The sequence below is a fragment of the Amycolatopsis vastitatis genome (assembly GCF_002234595.1).
Lineage (GTDB): Bacteria > Actinomycetota > Actinomycetes > Mycobacteriales > Pseudonocardiaceae > Amycolatopsis > Amycolatopsis vastitatis.
Window position 1 is genome coordinate 43,059 of sequence record NZ_NMUL01000023.1, and the last position, 16,014, is coordinate 59,072.

The following is a 16,014-nucleotide window of genomic DNA, read 5'->3' on the forward strand; positions in this document are numbered from 1 at the left end:
GGCGGTCGGCGGGCGAGCGCGAGGACGGCCAGGCGGACCGGTGGGTGGCGTTCTCCACGCTCGCCATCACGTGCTGACGCAAGGGCAACCAGTTCGTCTTCGCCGAGCAGCGTCCGCCGGCCTTGGTCCGTCCCTGCAGCGGTGGCGAACGCGATCAGGTCACCTATCCGCGTGGTCGAACATCGAGCCCTCCGCGCCGACCTCTCGGCGTCCAGCCTTACCCCCATTGGCCTGCACAGATAGGGTCGGCAACATTCAGAGCAAGCGTCGCGATGCTGACAGCGAGGATGAGCCGCCGAGCCGGCCGCAGCACCCCTTCCGGAGCGCCGTGCATCGCCAGCTACCAGCAAGCCGAGCACGGTCAAGTCCAGGGCTGGGGCCACCAGCGGAGCGACGTATGCCGGAACACCGATTCGCAACGCCAAGGCCAGGACATTCCCGAAGCCGAAAAGGAAGGTCAGCCCGATGACGATGCTCATCATCGTGGTGACGAACCTGCTCACGCTGGACGAGGAGCCCATCACCGCCTCCCGCGCTTCGACGAGAGGTCGTACGTGCCCTCGATGACCAGCGTGCCAGCCAGCCGAGGCCGATCAGGGCGATGATGGTCTGCGTGGTGCCCCCGACGGGACTCGAACCCGCACTGAATCGATTTTAAGTCGACTGCCTCTGCCGGTTGGGCTACGGGGGCACCGCACACTCTAGGTGATGGCCTCACTTCAGCGTCCGCGGAGTCGAGGCAAGACGTGCGCGAAGTCCCGAAACGGCGAGTGCCCCCGGTCGCTGCGACCGGGGGCACTCGAGCAGAACTGCGTCAGGACTTCGAGACGCGGGCGAACTCGTCCTTCGGGTTGTTGATCTGCCCGAGCGAGATGACCTCGCGCCTGAACAGCCCGCCCAGGATCCAGTCGAACAGGATGCGGATGCGGCGGTTCCACGTCGGCATCGCCTTGAGGTGGTAGGCGCGGTGGAACAGCCAGGCCGGGAAGCCCTTGATCTTCAGGTTCAGCGCGTCCGCGACGCCCTTGTGGAGGCCGAGGCTCGCCACCGCGCCGAGGTTCTTGTGGAAGTAGTCCTTCGGCTTGCCGCCGCGCAGGACCTTGATGATGTTCTTCGCCAGGAGGCGGGCCTGGCGGACCGCGTGCTGGGCGTTCGGGGGGCAGGTCGCCGTCGGGTCCTCTTCCGTGCGGGACAGGTCCGGGATCGCCGCGTTGTCGCCCGCCGTCCACACGTCCGGGTGGCCCACCACCTGCATGGCCGCCGTTGCCTCGAGGCGGCCGCGCTTGTCCAGCGGGAGGTCCGAGTTGGCCAGCACCGGATTGGCCTTCACGCCCGCGGTCCAGATGATCGTGTCGGTGTCGAACTCGGTTCCGTCGGACAGCACGACGTGGCCGTTCTCGAACGACTTCGCCGCCGTCGACAGGTAGACCTCGATGCCGCGCTTCTCCAGCTGCTCGACCGTGTACACGCCCAGGGTCTCGCGGACCTCGGGGAGGATCCGGCCGGCGGCCTCGACGAGCACCCAGCGGATGTCGGAGGTCTCGATGTTCGGGTAGTAGTTCTCCACCGCGAACCGGGTCATGTCCTCGAGCTCGGCCAGCGCCTCGATGCCCGCGAACCCGCCGCCGACCACCGTGAACGTCAGCAGGCGCTTGCGCAGCTCGGGGTCGAGCGTGCTGGCCGCCTCGTCGAGCTTCGTCATGATGTGGTTGCGCAGGTAGATCGCCTCGCCGATGGTCTTGAAGGCGATGCCTTCCTCGACCAGGCCCGGGATCGGCAGGATGCGGGCCACCGCGCCCAGGGCGACGACCAGGATGTCGTAGCCGAGCTGCTCGATGTGGCCGTCGGCCGCCTCGACCGTGACGGACTTCTTCTCGTTCTCGATCTTGGTGACGCGCGCGGTCAGCACGTGGCAGCGCTTGAGCACCCGCCGCAGCGGCACGACCACGTGCCGGGGCTCGATCGCGCCGGCCGCGGCCTCCGGGAGGAACGGCGCGTAGGTCATGTGGGGCTGCGGGTCAACGACGGTCACGGAGGCCTCGTTGGCCCGGAGCATCTTCTGGAGGCCGTACGCCGTGTAGAGCCCGACGTACCCACCACCGAGGACGAGGATCCGAGTCGGTTCCGACTTCGACTTCGCAGCAGCCATGTCCTCATGGTGACACCTTCGCCGCGTCCCCGCTCGGGGGCCCCATCCGGCTGTGACCAGCGTCGCTGCGGTTTCCGTAACGATTCAGTCCGGTCCTGTCACCGAGGTCGCGGCACGGAAGACGTCCACCACCATGGCGTGGGTCACCCGGTGCGTCTGGACATTGCGCGGCGAGACGTGATAACAGCCGAATACGCGCAGGTCGCCGAGTTCGAGCGACGCCCCGTGCGCGAACGCCGGACGCGGCTGCGGCACCGGCCACCCGGCCGCTTCCAGCACGGGCAGCAACGCCTGCCAGCCGAACGCGCCGAGCACCACGATCGCCCGCAGTGTCGGACGTAACAGTGCCAGCTCCTCCGCGAGCCACGGGCGGCAGGTGTCCCGCTCGGCCGGGGTCGGCTTGTTCTCCGGCGGGGCACACCGCACCGGCGAGACGAGCCGGGTGCCGTACAGCTCCAGGCCGTCGCCGATCGACGTCGACGTCGGCTGGGACGCGAGCCCGACCTCGTGCAGGACCCGGAACAGGAAGTCACCCGACGGGTCGCCGGTGAACATCCGGCCGGTGCGGTTGCCGCCGTGCGCCGAGGGGGCCAGGCCGACGACCGCGAGCGACGCGTCCGGCGGCCCGAAGCCCGGCACCGGGCGCGCCCAGTACTCCTCGCCGCGGAACGCCGCCTTGGTGCCCGCGACGCCTTCCCGCCAGGCGACCAGCCGCGGGCAGGCGCGGCACCCCGCCACCGCCGAGTCCAGCTCGGCGAGGGACCTCATCGCAGTGCCGCCCGTGACAGCCGGTCGGCGTGCCGCGTGGTCTCGGGCAGCCGGTAGCGCGGGGTGAGCGCCAGCGTGAGCCGGCAGGCGTGGGCCAGGCCGATCCGGTGCCCGGCCGAGACGTACACCGGCTTGACGCCGTCCTGGGTCCGCAGCACGGCGCCGACCAGCTCTCCGGCGTCGACCAGCGGCGCCGAACAGCCCCGGGAGGCCGGCGGAGGCTCGTGCGAGCCGATGAACGGCGTCTTGCCGACGCCGAACGCGGGCAGCCCGGTCAGGACGCCGAGGTGGCAGGCGAGGCCGAAGCGGCGCGGGTGCGCGAGGCCGTGGCCGTCGCAGACGAGGATGTCGGGCGTGCGCTCCAGCCGGTCCAGCGCGGCCAGCAGCGGCGGCAGCTCGCGGAAGGCGAACAGGCCCGGCTCGTACGGGAAGACGGCCTTCGCGCGGTGTGTCCGTTCCTCGACCACGGTGAGCCCGGCGGTCTCGAGGGTGACGACCGCCGCGGCGATGCCGCCGGCGTCGTCGTAGGCGACGTCGAGGCCGGTGACCGTCGGCGGCAGCTCGGGGAGGTCGTCGGTGAGGTCGACCCGGCCGCGCAGTCGTTCCTGCGTGGCGAGCGCTTCCTCGATCGTCGAGGGCCAGTCCTCGGTGTGCACCAGGTCACCCTGCCACAGCCGCCCGTCCGCGCCGACTAAGTTGGGCCCATGGCGGACACCACCCCCGAAGAGGCTCCCGAGCCGAAGGCCGCGGAGGCCACGGAGATCCCGGCCGAGCCCACCGACGACATCGTCACGACCGGGCACACGCTGACCGTGAAGCGGAAGAAGCTCGCGTACACGGCGAAGGCGGGCCGGGTCGTCCTCCGCAAGGAGGTCGTCAAGGACGGCAAGTCCGAGGGCTTCAAGGCGAAGGCCGAGGTGTTCATCACCTCCTACACCCTCGACGACGCCGATCCGGGGACGCGGCCGGTGACGTTCGCCTTCAACGGCGGGCCCGGCTCGTCGAGCATCTGGCTGCACATGGGCCTGCTGGGGCCGCGGCGGGTGCTCTCGGGCGACGTCGACGACCTGGTGCCGCCGCCGTACGGGCTGGCGGACAACCCGGAAACGCTGCTGACGCACAGTGACCTGGTGTTCATCGACCCGGTGTCGACCGGCTACTCGCGGGTCGCGGGCGGCGAGGAGACCAAGGACTTCCACGGCTTCAAGGGCGACATCGAGTCGGTCGGCGAGATCATCCGGCTGTGGGTGTCGCGGCACCAGCGCTGGCTGTCGCCGAAGTTCCTGGCCGGCGAGTCCTACGGCACGCTGCGCGCCGCCGGGCTGGCCGCGCACCTGCAGGACCGGCACGGGCTCTACCTCAACGGCCTGCTGCTGATCTCGTCGGTGCTCGACCTCGGCACACTGCGGTTCACCGAGGGCAACGACCTGCCGTACTCGCTGTACGTGCCGACGTACGCGGCGATCGCGCACTACCACGGCCTGCACGGCGAGCGCCCGCTCGACGACGTGCTCGCCGACGCCGAGGACTTCGCGGCGAAGGAGCTGCCGTGGGCGCTCTCGCGCGGCGCGCGGCTGTCCACTCAGGACCGGGCCGACGCGGTGGCCACGCTGGCGTCGCTGACCGGGCTCACCGAGTCCTATGTGGACCGGGTGAACCTGCGGATCGAGCACATCCGCTTCTTCACCGAGCTGCTGCGCGACCGCGGCCTGACGGTCGGCCGGATGGACGGCCGGTTCACGACGTGGGAGCCGGACGGCGGCCGCGAGCACATGAGCGACGACCCGTCGATCTCGCGGGTCATCGGGGCCTACGCGGCGGCGTTCAACCACTACGTGCGGGCCGATCTCGGGTACGAGAACGACCTGCCGTACGAGCTCATCCACGAGGACACGTTCAAGGCGTGGTCGTACTCGGACTTCGAGGGCCGCTCGGTGTCGGTGGTGGACTCGCTGAGCGCGGCGATGCGCGCGAACCCGCACCTGAAGGTGCACGTCGCCTTCGGCCACTACGACGGCGCGACGGCGTACTTCGCGGCCGAGCACGTGCTGGCCCGCCTGCAGATCCCCGAAGAACTGCGGGACAACATCGACACGGCGTACTACCCGGCGGGTCACATGATGTACGTCCACGAGCCGACCCGGGTGCAGCAGGCGAAGGACCTGGCGAAGTTCGTCAAGAAGGCGTCGAACCGCTGAGTCCGGCGGGTGGTGCCCAGGCCGGGCACCACCCGCCCGGAGCTCGTCAGTACCCCGGCGGCGACCAGTCGACCGGCGTGCCGGGATCCCGGTCCGGCGCCGGCTCGCCGTAGTGGCCCGGGGGCAGCTTCCGGAACCGGCGCCGGTGCCGGAGGCCGCTGACCGCCTGGAGGAGCACCACCGCCGCGATGTAACCGGCCATCCACGGGAAGAACTCCGCGGGCTGCCGTCCGTGGCCCATGAGCATTTCCATCGCGAGCGGCAAAACCCCCAGCACCGGCGACGCGAGGTAGATCTTCTCGGCTCGCAACGCCCGTGCGACAGCCAGGGACTCCGCGTCCGCGCCGAAAACCGGGCCGCGGAGGATGCCGATCAGGACGCAGCCGCTGCTGAGCCCGCTGAGCCCGAGCAAGCCCAGCCAGCTCACCGCGTACGTCCGGTCCGGCGTCGTGAAGTACATCGCGCCGGCGAGCACGGCCCCACCGGCGAACGCGAGGACGAGAGACGCGAGGTACCAGCCGCCCAGGACCTGCCACCAGGGTTCCGCCGGAGGCCGCGCCGGAGCCGACGCGCGAAGTTCGCGCTCGCGCCGTCTGATGATGTCCCACAACCCCAGCTGGATCCCGAAGCCGATGAAGTAGCCGATGGCGCTTTCGGTCGCCCCGGGGCCGAACAGCAGTAGATACACCGACGCGGCGAGCCCGGCAAGCATGACGTACCCGAAGTAACGCCAGGTGCCGCGGCCCCTCACCGGCCGCCTCGTCGCGATCAGCGCGGTCACCAGGGGTGTCGGCTGCCCGACCGGTTGCCCGTGCCTGGCCAGCCAGTGCCGGGCCTCCCCGTGCTCCGCGGCCGTCACCATGATCATCGGACCTCCCCTGGTACGCCTCCGGCGAATACACGCACGCCCCCGCGAAGAGGTTGCCTCCGGAAGCGAAACGGCCCACCTCCCGCAGAGGAGGTGAGCCGGTTCGCGAGCCAACCGCTACTTCAGGTACTGCGACCCGCGCGTCACCGCCGCGTAGGCGTCGACCCCGCCGTGGCCGTAGAACCCGTTGAACGACGGGTCACCTTCGCAGGTCGCCGTGAACGTCGCGTCCCGGCCTTCCTTCAGGTAGTCCACCGTCCGCGGCACCGGGCAGGCGATCTTCGCCGCCGTGCCTTCGAGGACCCGCTGGACCTTGTCCGGGTCCATGCCGAACTCGCCGTGGGACTTCTTGCCGTACTGCGAGATGATCAGCGCCGCGACGCCGGTCGCGTGCGGGGTCGCCATCGACGTGCCCTGCAGCCACTGGTAGTAGCCGACCCGGCCGTCGGCCGCCGTCGCCTTCTGGATGCCCAGCGCGACGCCCGCCGGCGTGACGTTGCCGTCCGCGTCGATGTTGCCCTCGGCGACGCCGACGTTCTTCGGGTACGTCGAGAGGATCTCGTTCTCGACCGTGCGGAACCACGGTGTGCCGAAGCCGTCGCGGAAGAACCCGCCCGGCGCCGACACCGAGATCTGCTCGAGGCCGTAGTTCGAGTAGTCCGCCTTCTTCTGCGACGGCCCGAACGCGCTCACGCCGATGGTGTGGCCACCCTCGACCGGCAGGCTGAGGCAGCTCGAGTTGTCGACGTTGCGCGGGTGCGTGGCGTTCGCCGGGTAGTCCGGGCTGGTGGTGTCCGGCTGCGGCGCGCCGAGGTCGGTGTGCTGGTTGCCCAGCGCGACCACCATCGTGACGCCCTTGTGGTGCGCGTAGTTCAGCGCGCGCTGGGTCGCCTCGATGATCGTGCGCTGCTCGGCCTGCTCGGCGGCCGAGTCCGCCGGGTTCGCCGTGCAGTTGTACAGCCACGGGTCGGTGTAGAACGACATGTTGACCACGTCGATGCCGGCGTCGCCGGCGTAGGTCAGCGCGTCGACGGTCGGCTGCAGGAAGAAGAAGCCCGAGTCCTGGCCGGCGCGGATGTTCACCAGCGTGACGTTCGGCGCGACGCCGGAGACGCCGAAGCCGTTCGCCGCGGCGGCGATGGTGCCGGCGACGTGCGTGCCGTGGCCGCCGTCGTCGTGGTTGGCCGGGTCGACGCAGCCGCGGAACTCACAGGGCCCGTCCAGTTCGACGCCGTTGGGGTCGGTCGGGATGTCGCGGGTGAAGTTGCGCGAGTCGGCCAGGTCGAAGTTCGGCGCGATGTCCGGGTGCGTGCCGTCGATGCCGGTGTCGATGACGCCGACCTTGACCTGCTTGCTGCCCGGCTGCTTGGTGCGCGAGAGGTCCGAACGGACGGACTTGAGGCCCCAGAGCTGGTCGTCCAGCGGGTCCATCCCGACCGGCGCGGCGGCGGCCTTCTTCGCGGCGCCGCGGCCTTCCTTCTCCGCGTTGTCGTTCTTGGTCTTCTTGCCGTTCTTCGGCAGCGAGCCGATGACCTGCGCCTTGGCGGAGCCGAACACGGCCCGGTTCGCCGTGACGCGCTCGGTGAACCCGGTGGCCGGGGCGCTGGCCCTGATCAGGCCGACGGCGGTGTTGGTCTCCAGCACGGTGCCGCCGGCGGCCTTGATGGCCTGCTGGGCACCGGCGATGCTCTGGACGTCCTTGGCGAGCACGGTGAACTCGGTCGCCGGGCCGGACAGCGCGGGCTGCGCCGACGCGACCGGGACCGCGACGGCCGAGAGCGCCCCGAACAGCGGGACGGCCATGGCCGCGGCGAAAAGCCTGGGTCTCTTCACGTTTCTCCTCCTCCGGAAAGCGGTTCCTGCACCGTATAGATCGGACAATGCGCTTACAACGGCAAAAAGTACGTTATGGAACAACCGACTTCTGCTCCGCGAAGTGACAAGCTGACGGATGCCCGTCGGTCCTCGGGACGAGCTCCGGCACCTCCGTGGCGCACACTTCCTGCGCCTTCCAGCACCGCGTGCGGAACCGGCACCCGGACGGGGGATCCAGCGGGCTCGGGACGTCGCCGGTCAGCCGGATCACCTGGCGGTGGCCGCGCACGGCCGGGTCCGCCACCGGGACCGCGGACAGCAGCGCCTGGGTGTACGGGTGGGACGGTCGTTCGTAGATCTCCTCGTCGGTGCCGATTTCGACGATCTTGCCGAGGTACATCACCGCGACGCGGTTCGACAGGTGCCGCACCACCGAAAGGTCGTGCGCGATGAAGACGTAGGACAGCCCGAACTCGCCCTGCAGGTCGCCGAGCAGGTTCATCACCTGCGCCTGGATCGAGACGTCCAGCGCGGACACCGGCTCGTCGCAGATGATCACCTTGGGCCGCAGGGCCAGCGCCCGCGCGATGCCGATGCGCTGGCGCTGCCCGCCGGAGAACTGGTGCGGGTAGCGGTTGAGGTGCTCGGGGTTGAGCCCGACGACGTCCAGCAGCTCGCGCACCTTGCCGGCCCGCGATCCCTTCGGCGCCACCTCGGGGTGGATCTCGAACGGCTCGCCGATGATGTCGCCGACCGTCATCCGCGGGTTGAGCGAGGTGTACGGGTCCTGCAGGACGATCTGGATCTCGCGGCGCAGCTTGCGCAGCTCGTTGCCGCGCAACGCGAAGATGTCGCGGCCCTCGAACGTCGCCGTCCCGCCCGTCGGCTCTTCGAGCCGCATCAGCACCTGGGCGAGCGTCGACTTCCCGCAGCCGGACTCGCCGACGACGCCGAGCGTCTCGCCCGGCATCAGGTCGAACGAGACGCCGTCGACCGCCTTGACCTGCCCGATCGTGCGCTTGAACAGGACGCCGACGCGGACCGGGAAGTGCTTCTTCAGGTCGGTGACCGAGAGGATCGGATCAGGCACGGGAGCTCACCACCTCTTCGGCGAAGTGGCACGCGCTCGTGCGGCCGAAGCCGAGCGCGTGCTGGGGCGGAACCTCCGAGGAGCAGCGCCCCTCCGCCCGCTTGCACCGCGGGTGGAACGGGCAGCCCGGCGGGATGTCCAGCAGGCTGGGCGGCAGGCCCTTGATGGTTTCCAGCGTCTGTCCTTTGAGGTCGAGCCGGGGCAGCGAGTCCATCAGCGCGGCGGTGTACGGGTGGCCCGGCGCGCGGAACAGCTCGCCGACGTCGGCCTGCTCGACGATCCGGCCCGCGTACATCACCGCGATCCGGTCGGCGACCTCGGCGACCACGGCCAGGTCGTGGGTGATGAGCACCAGCCCCATCTTGCGTTCGGCCTGGATCTCGCCCAGCAGGTCCATGATCTGGGCCTGGACGGTGACGTCGAGGGCGGTGGTCGGCTCGTCGGCGATGAGCAGGTCGGGGTCGAGCGCGAGCGACATCGCGATCATCGCGCGCTGGCGCATGCCGCCGGAGAACTGGTGCGGGTAGTCCTTGATCCGCCGGTCCGCGGCCGGGATGCGGACGATGTCGAGCAGCTCGATCGCGCGCTTCCGGGCGTCCTTTTTGGACATTCCGAGCCGGACGCGCAGCTGTTCCTCGATCTGGAAGCCCACGGTGAACACCGGGTTCAGCGCGGACAGCGCGTCCTGGAAGATCATCGCGATCTCGCTGCCACGGACCTCGCGACGGCGTTCGTCGGGCGCGGTCAGCAGGTCCTCGCCGCGCCAGCGCACGGCACCGCCGGTGATCACGCCCGGCGGCACGTCGAGGATGCCCATCACCGTCTGCGCGGTGACGCTCTTCCCGGACCCGGATTCACCCAGCACGGCCAGGGTTTCCCCGGCGTGCACCGAGTAACTGACGCCGTTGAGCACGTTCGCCACGCCGTCGGACGTCCGGAACTCGACGCGCAGGTCCTCTACTTCGAGCAGGAGTTCGTTGTCGGACAAAGGGATCTACCTCGACTTCGGATCGAGCGCGTCGCGGATGCCGTCACCGAGCATCACGAAGGCCAGCACGGTCAGGGTGACGAAGGCGCCGGGGAACAGCAACATGTGCGGGTAGCTCTGGAAGTAGTCCCGCGAGTCCGCGATCAGCAAGCCCCACGAAACCACCGGCGCGCGCACGCCGATGCCGAGGAAGGCGAGCGTCGCTTCGGCGCCGATGAACGCGCCGAGCGCGATGGTGGCGTACACCAGCACCGGCGCGATCGTGTTCGGCAGCAGGTGCCGGAAGATGATCCGCGGGGTGCTCGCGCCGAGGCCGCGCGCGGCCTTGACGTAGTCGAGCTGCTTGGCCACCAGCGTCGCCGAGCGCATGATCCGCATGGCCACCGGCCAGCTCAGCACCGCGATCGAACAGACCACCTGCACGACGATCGTGACGGCGCCGGGGTTCGTGCCGGGCGCGTTGAACGTCGTCAGGATGACGATCGCGCCGAGGATGAACGGCAGGCCCGCGAAGATGTCGCCGAAGCGGGAGAGCAGGCTGTCGACGAACCGCCCGTAGTAGCCGGCGAGGATGCCGACGAGCGAGCCGAAGAGCACGGTCAGCAGCGTCGAGAACACCCCGACCAGCACCGAGGCGCGGGTGCCGTAGATCGTGCGGGCGTAGACGTCGGCGCCCTGGTTGTCGTAGCCGAACCAGGCGTCCGCGGACGGCCCTTCGTTGGCGTGGGACAGATCGCTGAAACCCGCGTCGCGCGAGCTGAACAGGCCGGGAGCGATCGCGAGCAGCACGATGAACAGGATGATCACCGCCGAGGCGATGACCGCCGGCTTGCGCCGCAGCTGCTGCCAGGCGTCGCTCCACAGGCTGCGGGGTTGCTGCGGGCCGGCGGCGGAGTCGTCGATGCGCGACAGCTCGGCCGCGTCGGCGCCGCCACCACCCACCAGGTTCGGGTCAGTCATAGCGGATCCTCGGGTCGAGAACGGCGTAGAGCAGGTCGACGATCAGGCTCATCAGCAGGTACACCAGGACCAGCAGGACGACGACGCCGACGACGGTCGCGCTCTCCCGGTCCTGGATGCCGCGGAAGATCAGCCTGCCCAGCCCGTTGATGTTGAACACGCCTTCGGTGACGATCGCGCCGCCCATCAGGGCGCCGAGGTCGGTGCCGAGGAACGTGAGCACCGGGATCACCGAGTTGCGGAGCAGGTGGACGCCGACGACCCGGCTCTGCGGCAGCCCCTTGGCGATCGCCGTCCGCACGTAGTCGGCGCGGCGGTTTTCGGCGATGCTGCTTCTCGACAGCCGGGCGACGTAGGCCATCGACAGGCTGCCGAGCGCGATGCCGGGCACGATCAGCTCGCCGATGCCCGGGTTCTCCGACACGCTGGCCTCGATCCAGCCGAGGCCGTTGCCGCCCAGCGCGAGCTGCAGCACGATCGCCGTGACGAACACCGGCAGCGAGATCAGGAACGTCGTCGACACCAGCACCAGGTTGTCGAGGAAACCCTTGCCGCGCAGGCCGGTCAGCACGCCGGCGGTGAGGCCGATGACGGCTTCGATGGCCACGGCGATCACGGCCAGCCGCAGCGTGATCGGGTACGACGTCGCGATCAGCTCGCCGACGGAGGTGCCGTTGAAAGTTTCGCCCCAGTCACCGGTGAAGAGGCTCCCGAGGTACTTGAAGTACTGGACGAAGATGTTGTCGTTCAGGTGGTACTTCTCGGTCATCTGGGCGACGTAGGCCGCCGGGCAGGCGGCCTGGCCGCACTTGCCCGAGAACGGGTCGCCGGGCAGCGCCCAGACCAGGACGTAGATCAGGAACGTGGTGCCGAAGAACACCGGGACCAGCTGGAGCAGCCGTCGCAGGACATAGCGGATCATGACGAGTTCCTAGTGCGCGCCGGCCGTCGTGAGTGAGAAACAGGGTTGGAACACTGTTTCTCACTCACGACGGCGTGGTGGTGGGTGCGGCAGCTACTTCTTCAGGACCTCGATGGACGGGTAGTCCGGCATGCGCCGGAAGTCCAGGGCCGCCGACTTGAGGTTCTTCGACTTCGCCGCGACGCCCTTCTCGTCCCACACCGGGATCGACGGCAGGTCCTTGGCGATCAGGTCCTCGGCCTGCTGGTACAGCTTGACCGCCGCGTCCTTGTCCGCGGTGGCGTCCGCCTTCCCGAGGAGCGCGTCGACCTGCGGGTTCGAGTAGCTGGAGTCGTTCGAGGACCCGCCGGTCTTGTAGATCGGGTTGAGGAAGTCCTCGATAGACGGGTAGTCCGCGGACCAGTCCGAGCGGCCCATGCCGGTCAGCTTCTTCTTGGTGACGATGCTGCGCCACTGGCCGAAGTCGGTCGCGGGCACGAAGTCGCACTCGACGCCGAGGGTGTTCTTGATGCTGTTGCACGCCGCGACCAGCGGTTCCTTGCGGCCACCGTCCGCGTTGGACGCGATCGTCAGCTTGCCCTGGAAGCCGGACTTCTGGAAGGCGGCCTTGGCCGCCGCCGGGTCGAACTTGCAGAACTCGCAAACACCGGGACGCGCACCCGGGATGCCCTGCGAGATGTAGCCGTCCGCGGGCACGTAGGTGTCGTTCATGACGGTCTTGGTGATCTGCGCGCGGTCGATCGCCATCGAGATGGCCTTGCGCAGCTCGAGGTTGTTGTACCCCGGCACGTAGTAGGGCACGGCGATGGTGCTGATCCCGAGCAGGTGGCCGGTGACCAGCCGGTCGCCGAGGTCGTTCTTGTACTTGCCACCCGCGACCGCCGACGGCGGCAGCGCCTCCATGAAGTCGAGCCGCCCGCTCAGCAGGTCCTGGTAAGCGGTCTCCTGGCTGGCGTAGATCTTGATGTCGAGGTCCTTGAAGTGGACCTTGTCGTCACCCTTGTAGTCGTCGTTGCGGGTGAGCTTGATGTCCTGGTTGGGCGTCCGCGAGACGAACTTCATCGGCCCGTTGCCGATCGGGTGCTGCTCGAAGCCCTTGGGGTCCTTGAAGAACGCGTCGGGCAGCGGCGCGAACGCCTGGTAGCCGACCTTGATGTCGAACACCGAGAACGGCGCGTCCAGCGTCACCTGGAACTCGTAGTCGCTCTTCTGGACGAGGCCGGACATCTTGTCCGTGGCCGGCTTGGCGTTCTCGTCCTCGGGGTGGACGTCCTTGTACCCCTGGATGTTCGAGAAGAAGTCGGTGTTGAGCTGGCCGTTCGGCCCGTAGGCGCCGTAGTTCCAGGCGTCGATGAAGTTGTGCGCCTTCACCTCGGTGCCGTCGTGGAACTTCCAGCCCTGCTTGATCTTGATGTCGTAGACCTTGGAGTCGGTCGTGGTGATCGAGTCGGCCATCAGGTTGAACGGCTTAGCGTCCGCGCCCTTGAAACCGACCAGGGTGGCGAACATGACCTGGATCGCCTTGGTGCCGCCCAGGTCGTTGATGTTGGTCGGGACCAGCGCGTTCTGTGGTTCGGTGCCGTAGACGCTGACCGCGCCGTCCGGGTTCGTCTCGCCGGCGCCCGCGGGGCTGCTGCCCGAACCGCCGCCGCATGCGGCGAGCACGAGCGCCAGCGAGGTCATCACCACCGTGGGTCCCCAGAGCCTGCGCGAACGACGCATGATCCCCTCCATCTCCGTCTGTCCGAAAGGTGAGACGCACGCTATCGGGGGCGATGAAGCTGATCACAGGACTGCGGTGTTGCAAATGTGTGACGACCGTCGGGATCACCTGGTTGGAGTACAACCAACGTTGGAATCCGGATACCCCGGACGGCGTAGCGCGGACGGGCGGTCATCAGGTACTCACCCACGGTTTGCGTTGCGGCGCAAGCCCTTTGAGGCGGCCGAACGGTCGGTCAGGCGAGCGACAGCGCGATGCCGTCGAGGATGTCGTGCTCGCTGACGACCAGCTCGGTCGGCCCGCCGCGGGCGGCGAGCTGCTCGGCGAGGGTCTGGACCACGACCGCGCCGCCACCGATGACGTCGACCCGGCCGGGGTGGATCACCGGGTTCGCCGCGCGGGTGGCGTGGCTTTCGCTGAGCAGGCGCGTGGCGAGCCGGTCGATGTCCGCCGCGCTCAGTTTCGAAAGGTGCACGCGGTCGCGGTCGTACTCCGGCAGCTCCTGGGCGATCGCCGACAGCGTGGTCACCGTGCCGGCGACGCCCATCCAGGTCTTGGCGCGGGCGACGTCGACGACGTCGAACGCGTCGGTGAGGACCTTGCCCGCCAGGTCGCGGGCGGCGGCGATCTCGTCGGCGGTCGGCGGGTCGCTCTTGAGCGCGCGCTCGGTGATCCGCACGCAGCCGATGTCGACGGACTTCGCGGCGAGCACCTCGGCCTGCCTGCCGTCCCAGGTGCCGAGGACCAGCTCGGTCGAGCCGCCGCCGACGTCCACCACGACGAACGGGCCGTCGTCCGGGTCCTGCTCCCCGACGGCGCCGGTGAAGCTGAGCCGGGCCTCCTCGTCCCCGCTGATCACCTCGGCCTCGACGCCGAGGGTTTCGCGGGTCATGCGGAAGAAGTCGTCGCGGTTCTTCGCGTCGCGGGTGGCGGAGGTGGCGACCATCCGCACCTTCTCGACGCCCTTGCGCCGCGCGGCGACCGTGTAGTCGGCGAGCGCGACCCGGGTGCGCTCGAGCGCCTCGGGGGCCAGCTCGCCGGTGGCGTCGACGCCCTGGCCGAGCCGGACGATCCGCATCTCGCGGTGCAGGTCGCGCAGGTCGACCGTGCCATCGTGACGCGGCGTCAGCTCGGCGACGAGCAGGCGGATGGAGTTGGTCCCACAGTCGATCGCGGCAACACGAGGCATGCGATCACCCTAGCTGGCCGGTGCCGGCACCAGCTCGCTCAGCCGCTGGGCGGCCCCACCGTGGTCGTGGTCGGGGTGGTCGACGTGGTGACCGAGGTGACGGTCGCCCCGCACGGCGGTTTCGGTGGCGTGGTCTGCTGCTCCGGCGGCGGGGTGGTGGTCGGCGGAGTCGTGGTCGGCGGCGGGGTCGTCGTCGTGGTCACGCTCGTCACCGTCGTCGTGGTGACCGTCGTCGTCGGCGTGGCGCACGGCAGCGAGGACTTCGTCGTCGGCGAGGTCGGCTTTCCCGGCGTCGTGGGCGTGGTCGTCGGCACCGGCGTCGTCGTCGGGACCGGTGGGGGCGGGATCGACGGCGGGGGTGGGGCCGCGGCCGCGTTCGGGGCGCCGATCGGCACCGTGCTGTCCGGGACCTGCATGATCCCGTTGCGGTAGGCCTCCGCCCAGAGGATCACCGTGTTCACGTACGTGTCGGAGTTGTTGTACCGGTAGATCGCCCCGCGCAGCTGGTCCGGCTTGGCCAGGTCGAAGCCGCCGGAGCAGAGGTACCGGCCGGTGGCCAGCGCCGCGTCGAAGATGTTGTTCGGGTCCGACTTGCCGTCGCCGTTGCCGTCGGAGGCGTAGGCCTTCCACGTCGCCGGGATGAACTGCGTCGGGCCGACGGCCCGGTCCCACACCGGGTCCGTGTCGAGCACGCCCTGGTCGGTGTCCGGGATCGCGGCGAACCCGCCCTGGCCGTTGAGCTGCGGGCCGAGGATCGGCTCCCGCGTCGTGCCCGCCGCGTCGACGTAGCCGCCGCGCGCGTGGTTGGACTCGATCCGCCCGATGCTCGCGATCAGGGCCCAGTCGGCGTGGCAGGCCGGCAGCTCGCGGCCGAGGATGCCGGCGGCGGTCTTGTACGCGGCGAGCGCGGTGGCCGGGATGCCGAGCGGGCCGTCGGGGAGCTCGTAGGCCGGGAGCGGCAGCGGGGTGGGCGCGCCGGGGAGGGTGCCGTCGACGGCGATCTGCTGGAGGGCGGCGTGGCCGGGGTCGTAGCCCTGGCCGAGCGCGGCGTCGCGGGTGTGGTCACCGCTCCCACCGAGCCAGCCGAGGGTGCCGCCACCGGCGACCAGCGCCGGGACCACCGCGATGATGCCGGTGATCAGGGGGTACGCGGTGCGGTGGCGGATCCCGAATCTTCGGGCGTAGCTCCCGACTGCGTCTGGCAGCCGCCGCACACGCATGACTCGAAGCCCTCCTGGCCGGATCGGTCACCACCCTCGGGTCACAGCCTGCCGTACCCGAGGCGAGGTTTCACCCCGACGAGAGACCCGATCGGGGTTTTCGCTCACCCAGACCAGTTATCTC

The 16,014-nt window shown here is 69.7% G+C and carries 13 protein-coding genes and 1 tRNA gene; 1 reads left to right on the forward strand and 13 read right to left on the reverse strand.

Annotated elements, in window-relative coordinates; translation table 11 throughout:
* Positions 1-614 precede the first annotated feature (614 nt).
* The 4 genes from CF165_RS22955 to CF165_RS22970 form a co-directional block, all read right to left on the reverse strand.
* A tRNA-Leu gene (locus tag CF165_RS22955) sits at positions 615-691 on the reverse strand.
* Between the two features lie 123 nt (positions 692-814).
* Positions 815-2,149 (reverse strand): NAD(P)/FAD-dependent oxidoreductase, encoded by a 1,335-nt coding sequence (locus CF165_RS22960; RefSeq protein WP_093949616.1) that lies wholly within the window; start codon positions 2,147-2,149, stop codon positions 815-817.
* A gap of 84 nt (positions 2,150-2,233) precedes the next feature.
* A complete protein-coding gene (locus CF165_RS22965) occupies positions 2,234-2,917 on the reverse strand; it encodes a uracil-DNA glycosylase (RefSeq protein WP_093949617.1) in 684 nt (227 codons plus the stop codon).
* Positions 2,914-3,573 (reverse strand): endonuclease V, encoded by a 660-nt coding sequence (locus CF165_RS22970; RefSeq protein WP_093949618.1) that lies wholly within the window; start codon positions 3,571-3,573, stop codon positions 2,914-2,916. Before CF165_RS22970 ends, CF165_RS22965 begins: the two co-directional genes overlap by 4 nt.
* Positions 3,574-3,621: 48 nt before the next feature.
* Between CF165_RS22970 and CF165_RS22975 the strand changes: the two genes are divergently transcribed.
* On the forward strand, positions 3,622-5,115 hold the full coding sequence (locus CF165_RS22975; RefSeq protein WP_093949619.1) for a S10 family peptidase: 1,494 nt from the start codon (positions 3,622-3,624) through the stop codon (positions 5,113-5,115).
* A 46-nt stretch (positions 5,116-5,161) separates the two neighbouring features.
* Here CF165_RS22975 and CF165_RS22980 read toward each other — a convergent pair whose 3' ends face one another.
* From CF165_RS22980 to CF165_RS23020, 9 genes are all read right to left on the reverse strand, one after another.
* Positions 5,162-5,983: a hypothetical protein gene (locus CF165_RS22980; RefSeq protein ID WP_093949620.1), complete on the reverse strand. Its 822-nt coding sequence runs from the start codon at positions 5,981-5,983 to the stop codon at positions 5,162-5,164.
* A gap of 117 nt (positions 5,984-6,100) precedes the next feature.
* A complete protein-coding gene (locus tag CF165_RS22985) occupies positions 6,101-7,786 on the reverse strand; it encodes a S8 family serine peptidase (protein ID WP_167441555.1) in 1,686 nt (561 codons plus the stop codon).
* Between the two features lie 103 nt (positions 7,787-7,889).
* The gene (locus tag CF165_RS22990) at positions 7,890-8,888 is read right to left on the reverse strand and encodes an ABC transporter ATP-binding protein (RefSeq protein ID WP_093949622.1); all 999 of its coding nucleotides are present in this window, start codon (positions 8,886-8,888) and stop codon (positions 7,890-7,892) included.
* Positions 8,881-9,876, reverse strand: coding sequence for an ABC transporter ATP-binding protein (locus CF165_RS22995; protein ID WP_093949623.1), 996 nt, complete (start codon positions 9,874-9,876; stop codon positions 8,881-8,883). The genes CF165_RS22990 and CF165_RS22995 overlap by 8 nt, the downstream gene beginning before the upstream one ends.
* A 6-nt stretch (positions 9,877-9,882) precedes the next feature.
* The gene (locus CF165_RS23000) at positions 9,883-10,836 is read right to left on the reverse strand and encodes an ABC transporter permease (protein WP_093949624.1); all 954 of its coding nucleotides are present in this window, start codon (positions 10,834-10,836) and stop codon (positions 9,883-9,885) included.
* Positions 10,829-11,758 (reverse strand): ABC transporter permease, encoded by a 930-nt coding sequence (locus tag CF165_RS23005; RefSeq protein WP_093949625.1) that lies wholly within the window; start codon positions 11,756-11,758, stop codon positions 10,829-10,831. The genes CF165_RS23000 and CF165_RS23005 overlap by 8 nt, the downstream gene beginning before the upstream one ends.
* A 93-nt stretch (positions 11,759-11,851) precedes the next feature.
* Positions 11,852-13,480, reverse strand: coding sequence for a peptide ABC transporter substrate-binding protein (locus CF165_RS23010; RefSeq protein WP_240521742.1), 1,629 nt, complete (start codon positions 13,478-13,480; stop codon positions 11,852-11,854).
* A 236-nt stretch (positions 13,481-13,716) separates the two neighbouring features.
* Entirely contained in the window at positions 13,717-14,670 is a 954-nt protein-coding gene (locus CF165_RS23015) for a Ppx/GppA phosphatase family protein (RefSeq protein WP_093949627.1), read from the reverse strand.
* Between the two features lie 38 nt (positions 14,671-14,708).
* A complete protein-coding gene (locus tag CF165_RS23020) occupies positions 14,709-15,890 on the reverse strand; it encodes a lytic transglycosylase domain-containing protein (protein ID WP_093949628.1) in 1,182 nt (393 codons plus the stop codon).
* Positions 15,891-16,014 lie beyond the last annotated feature (124 nt).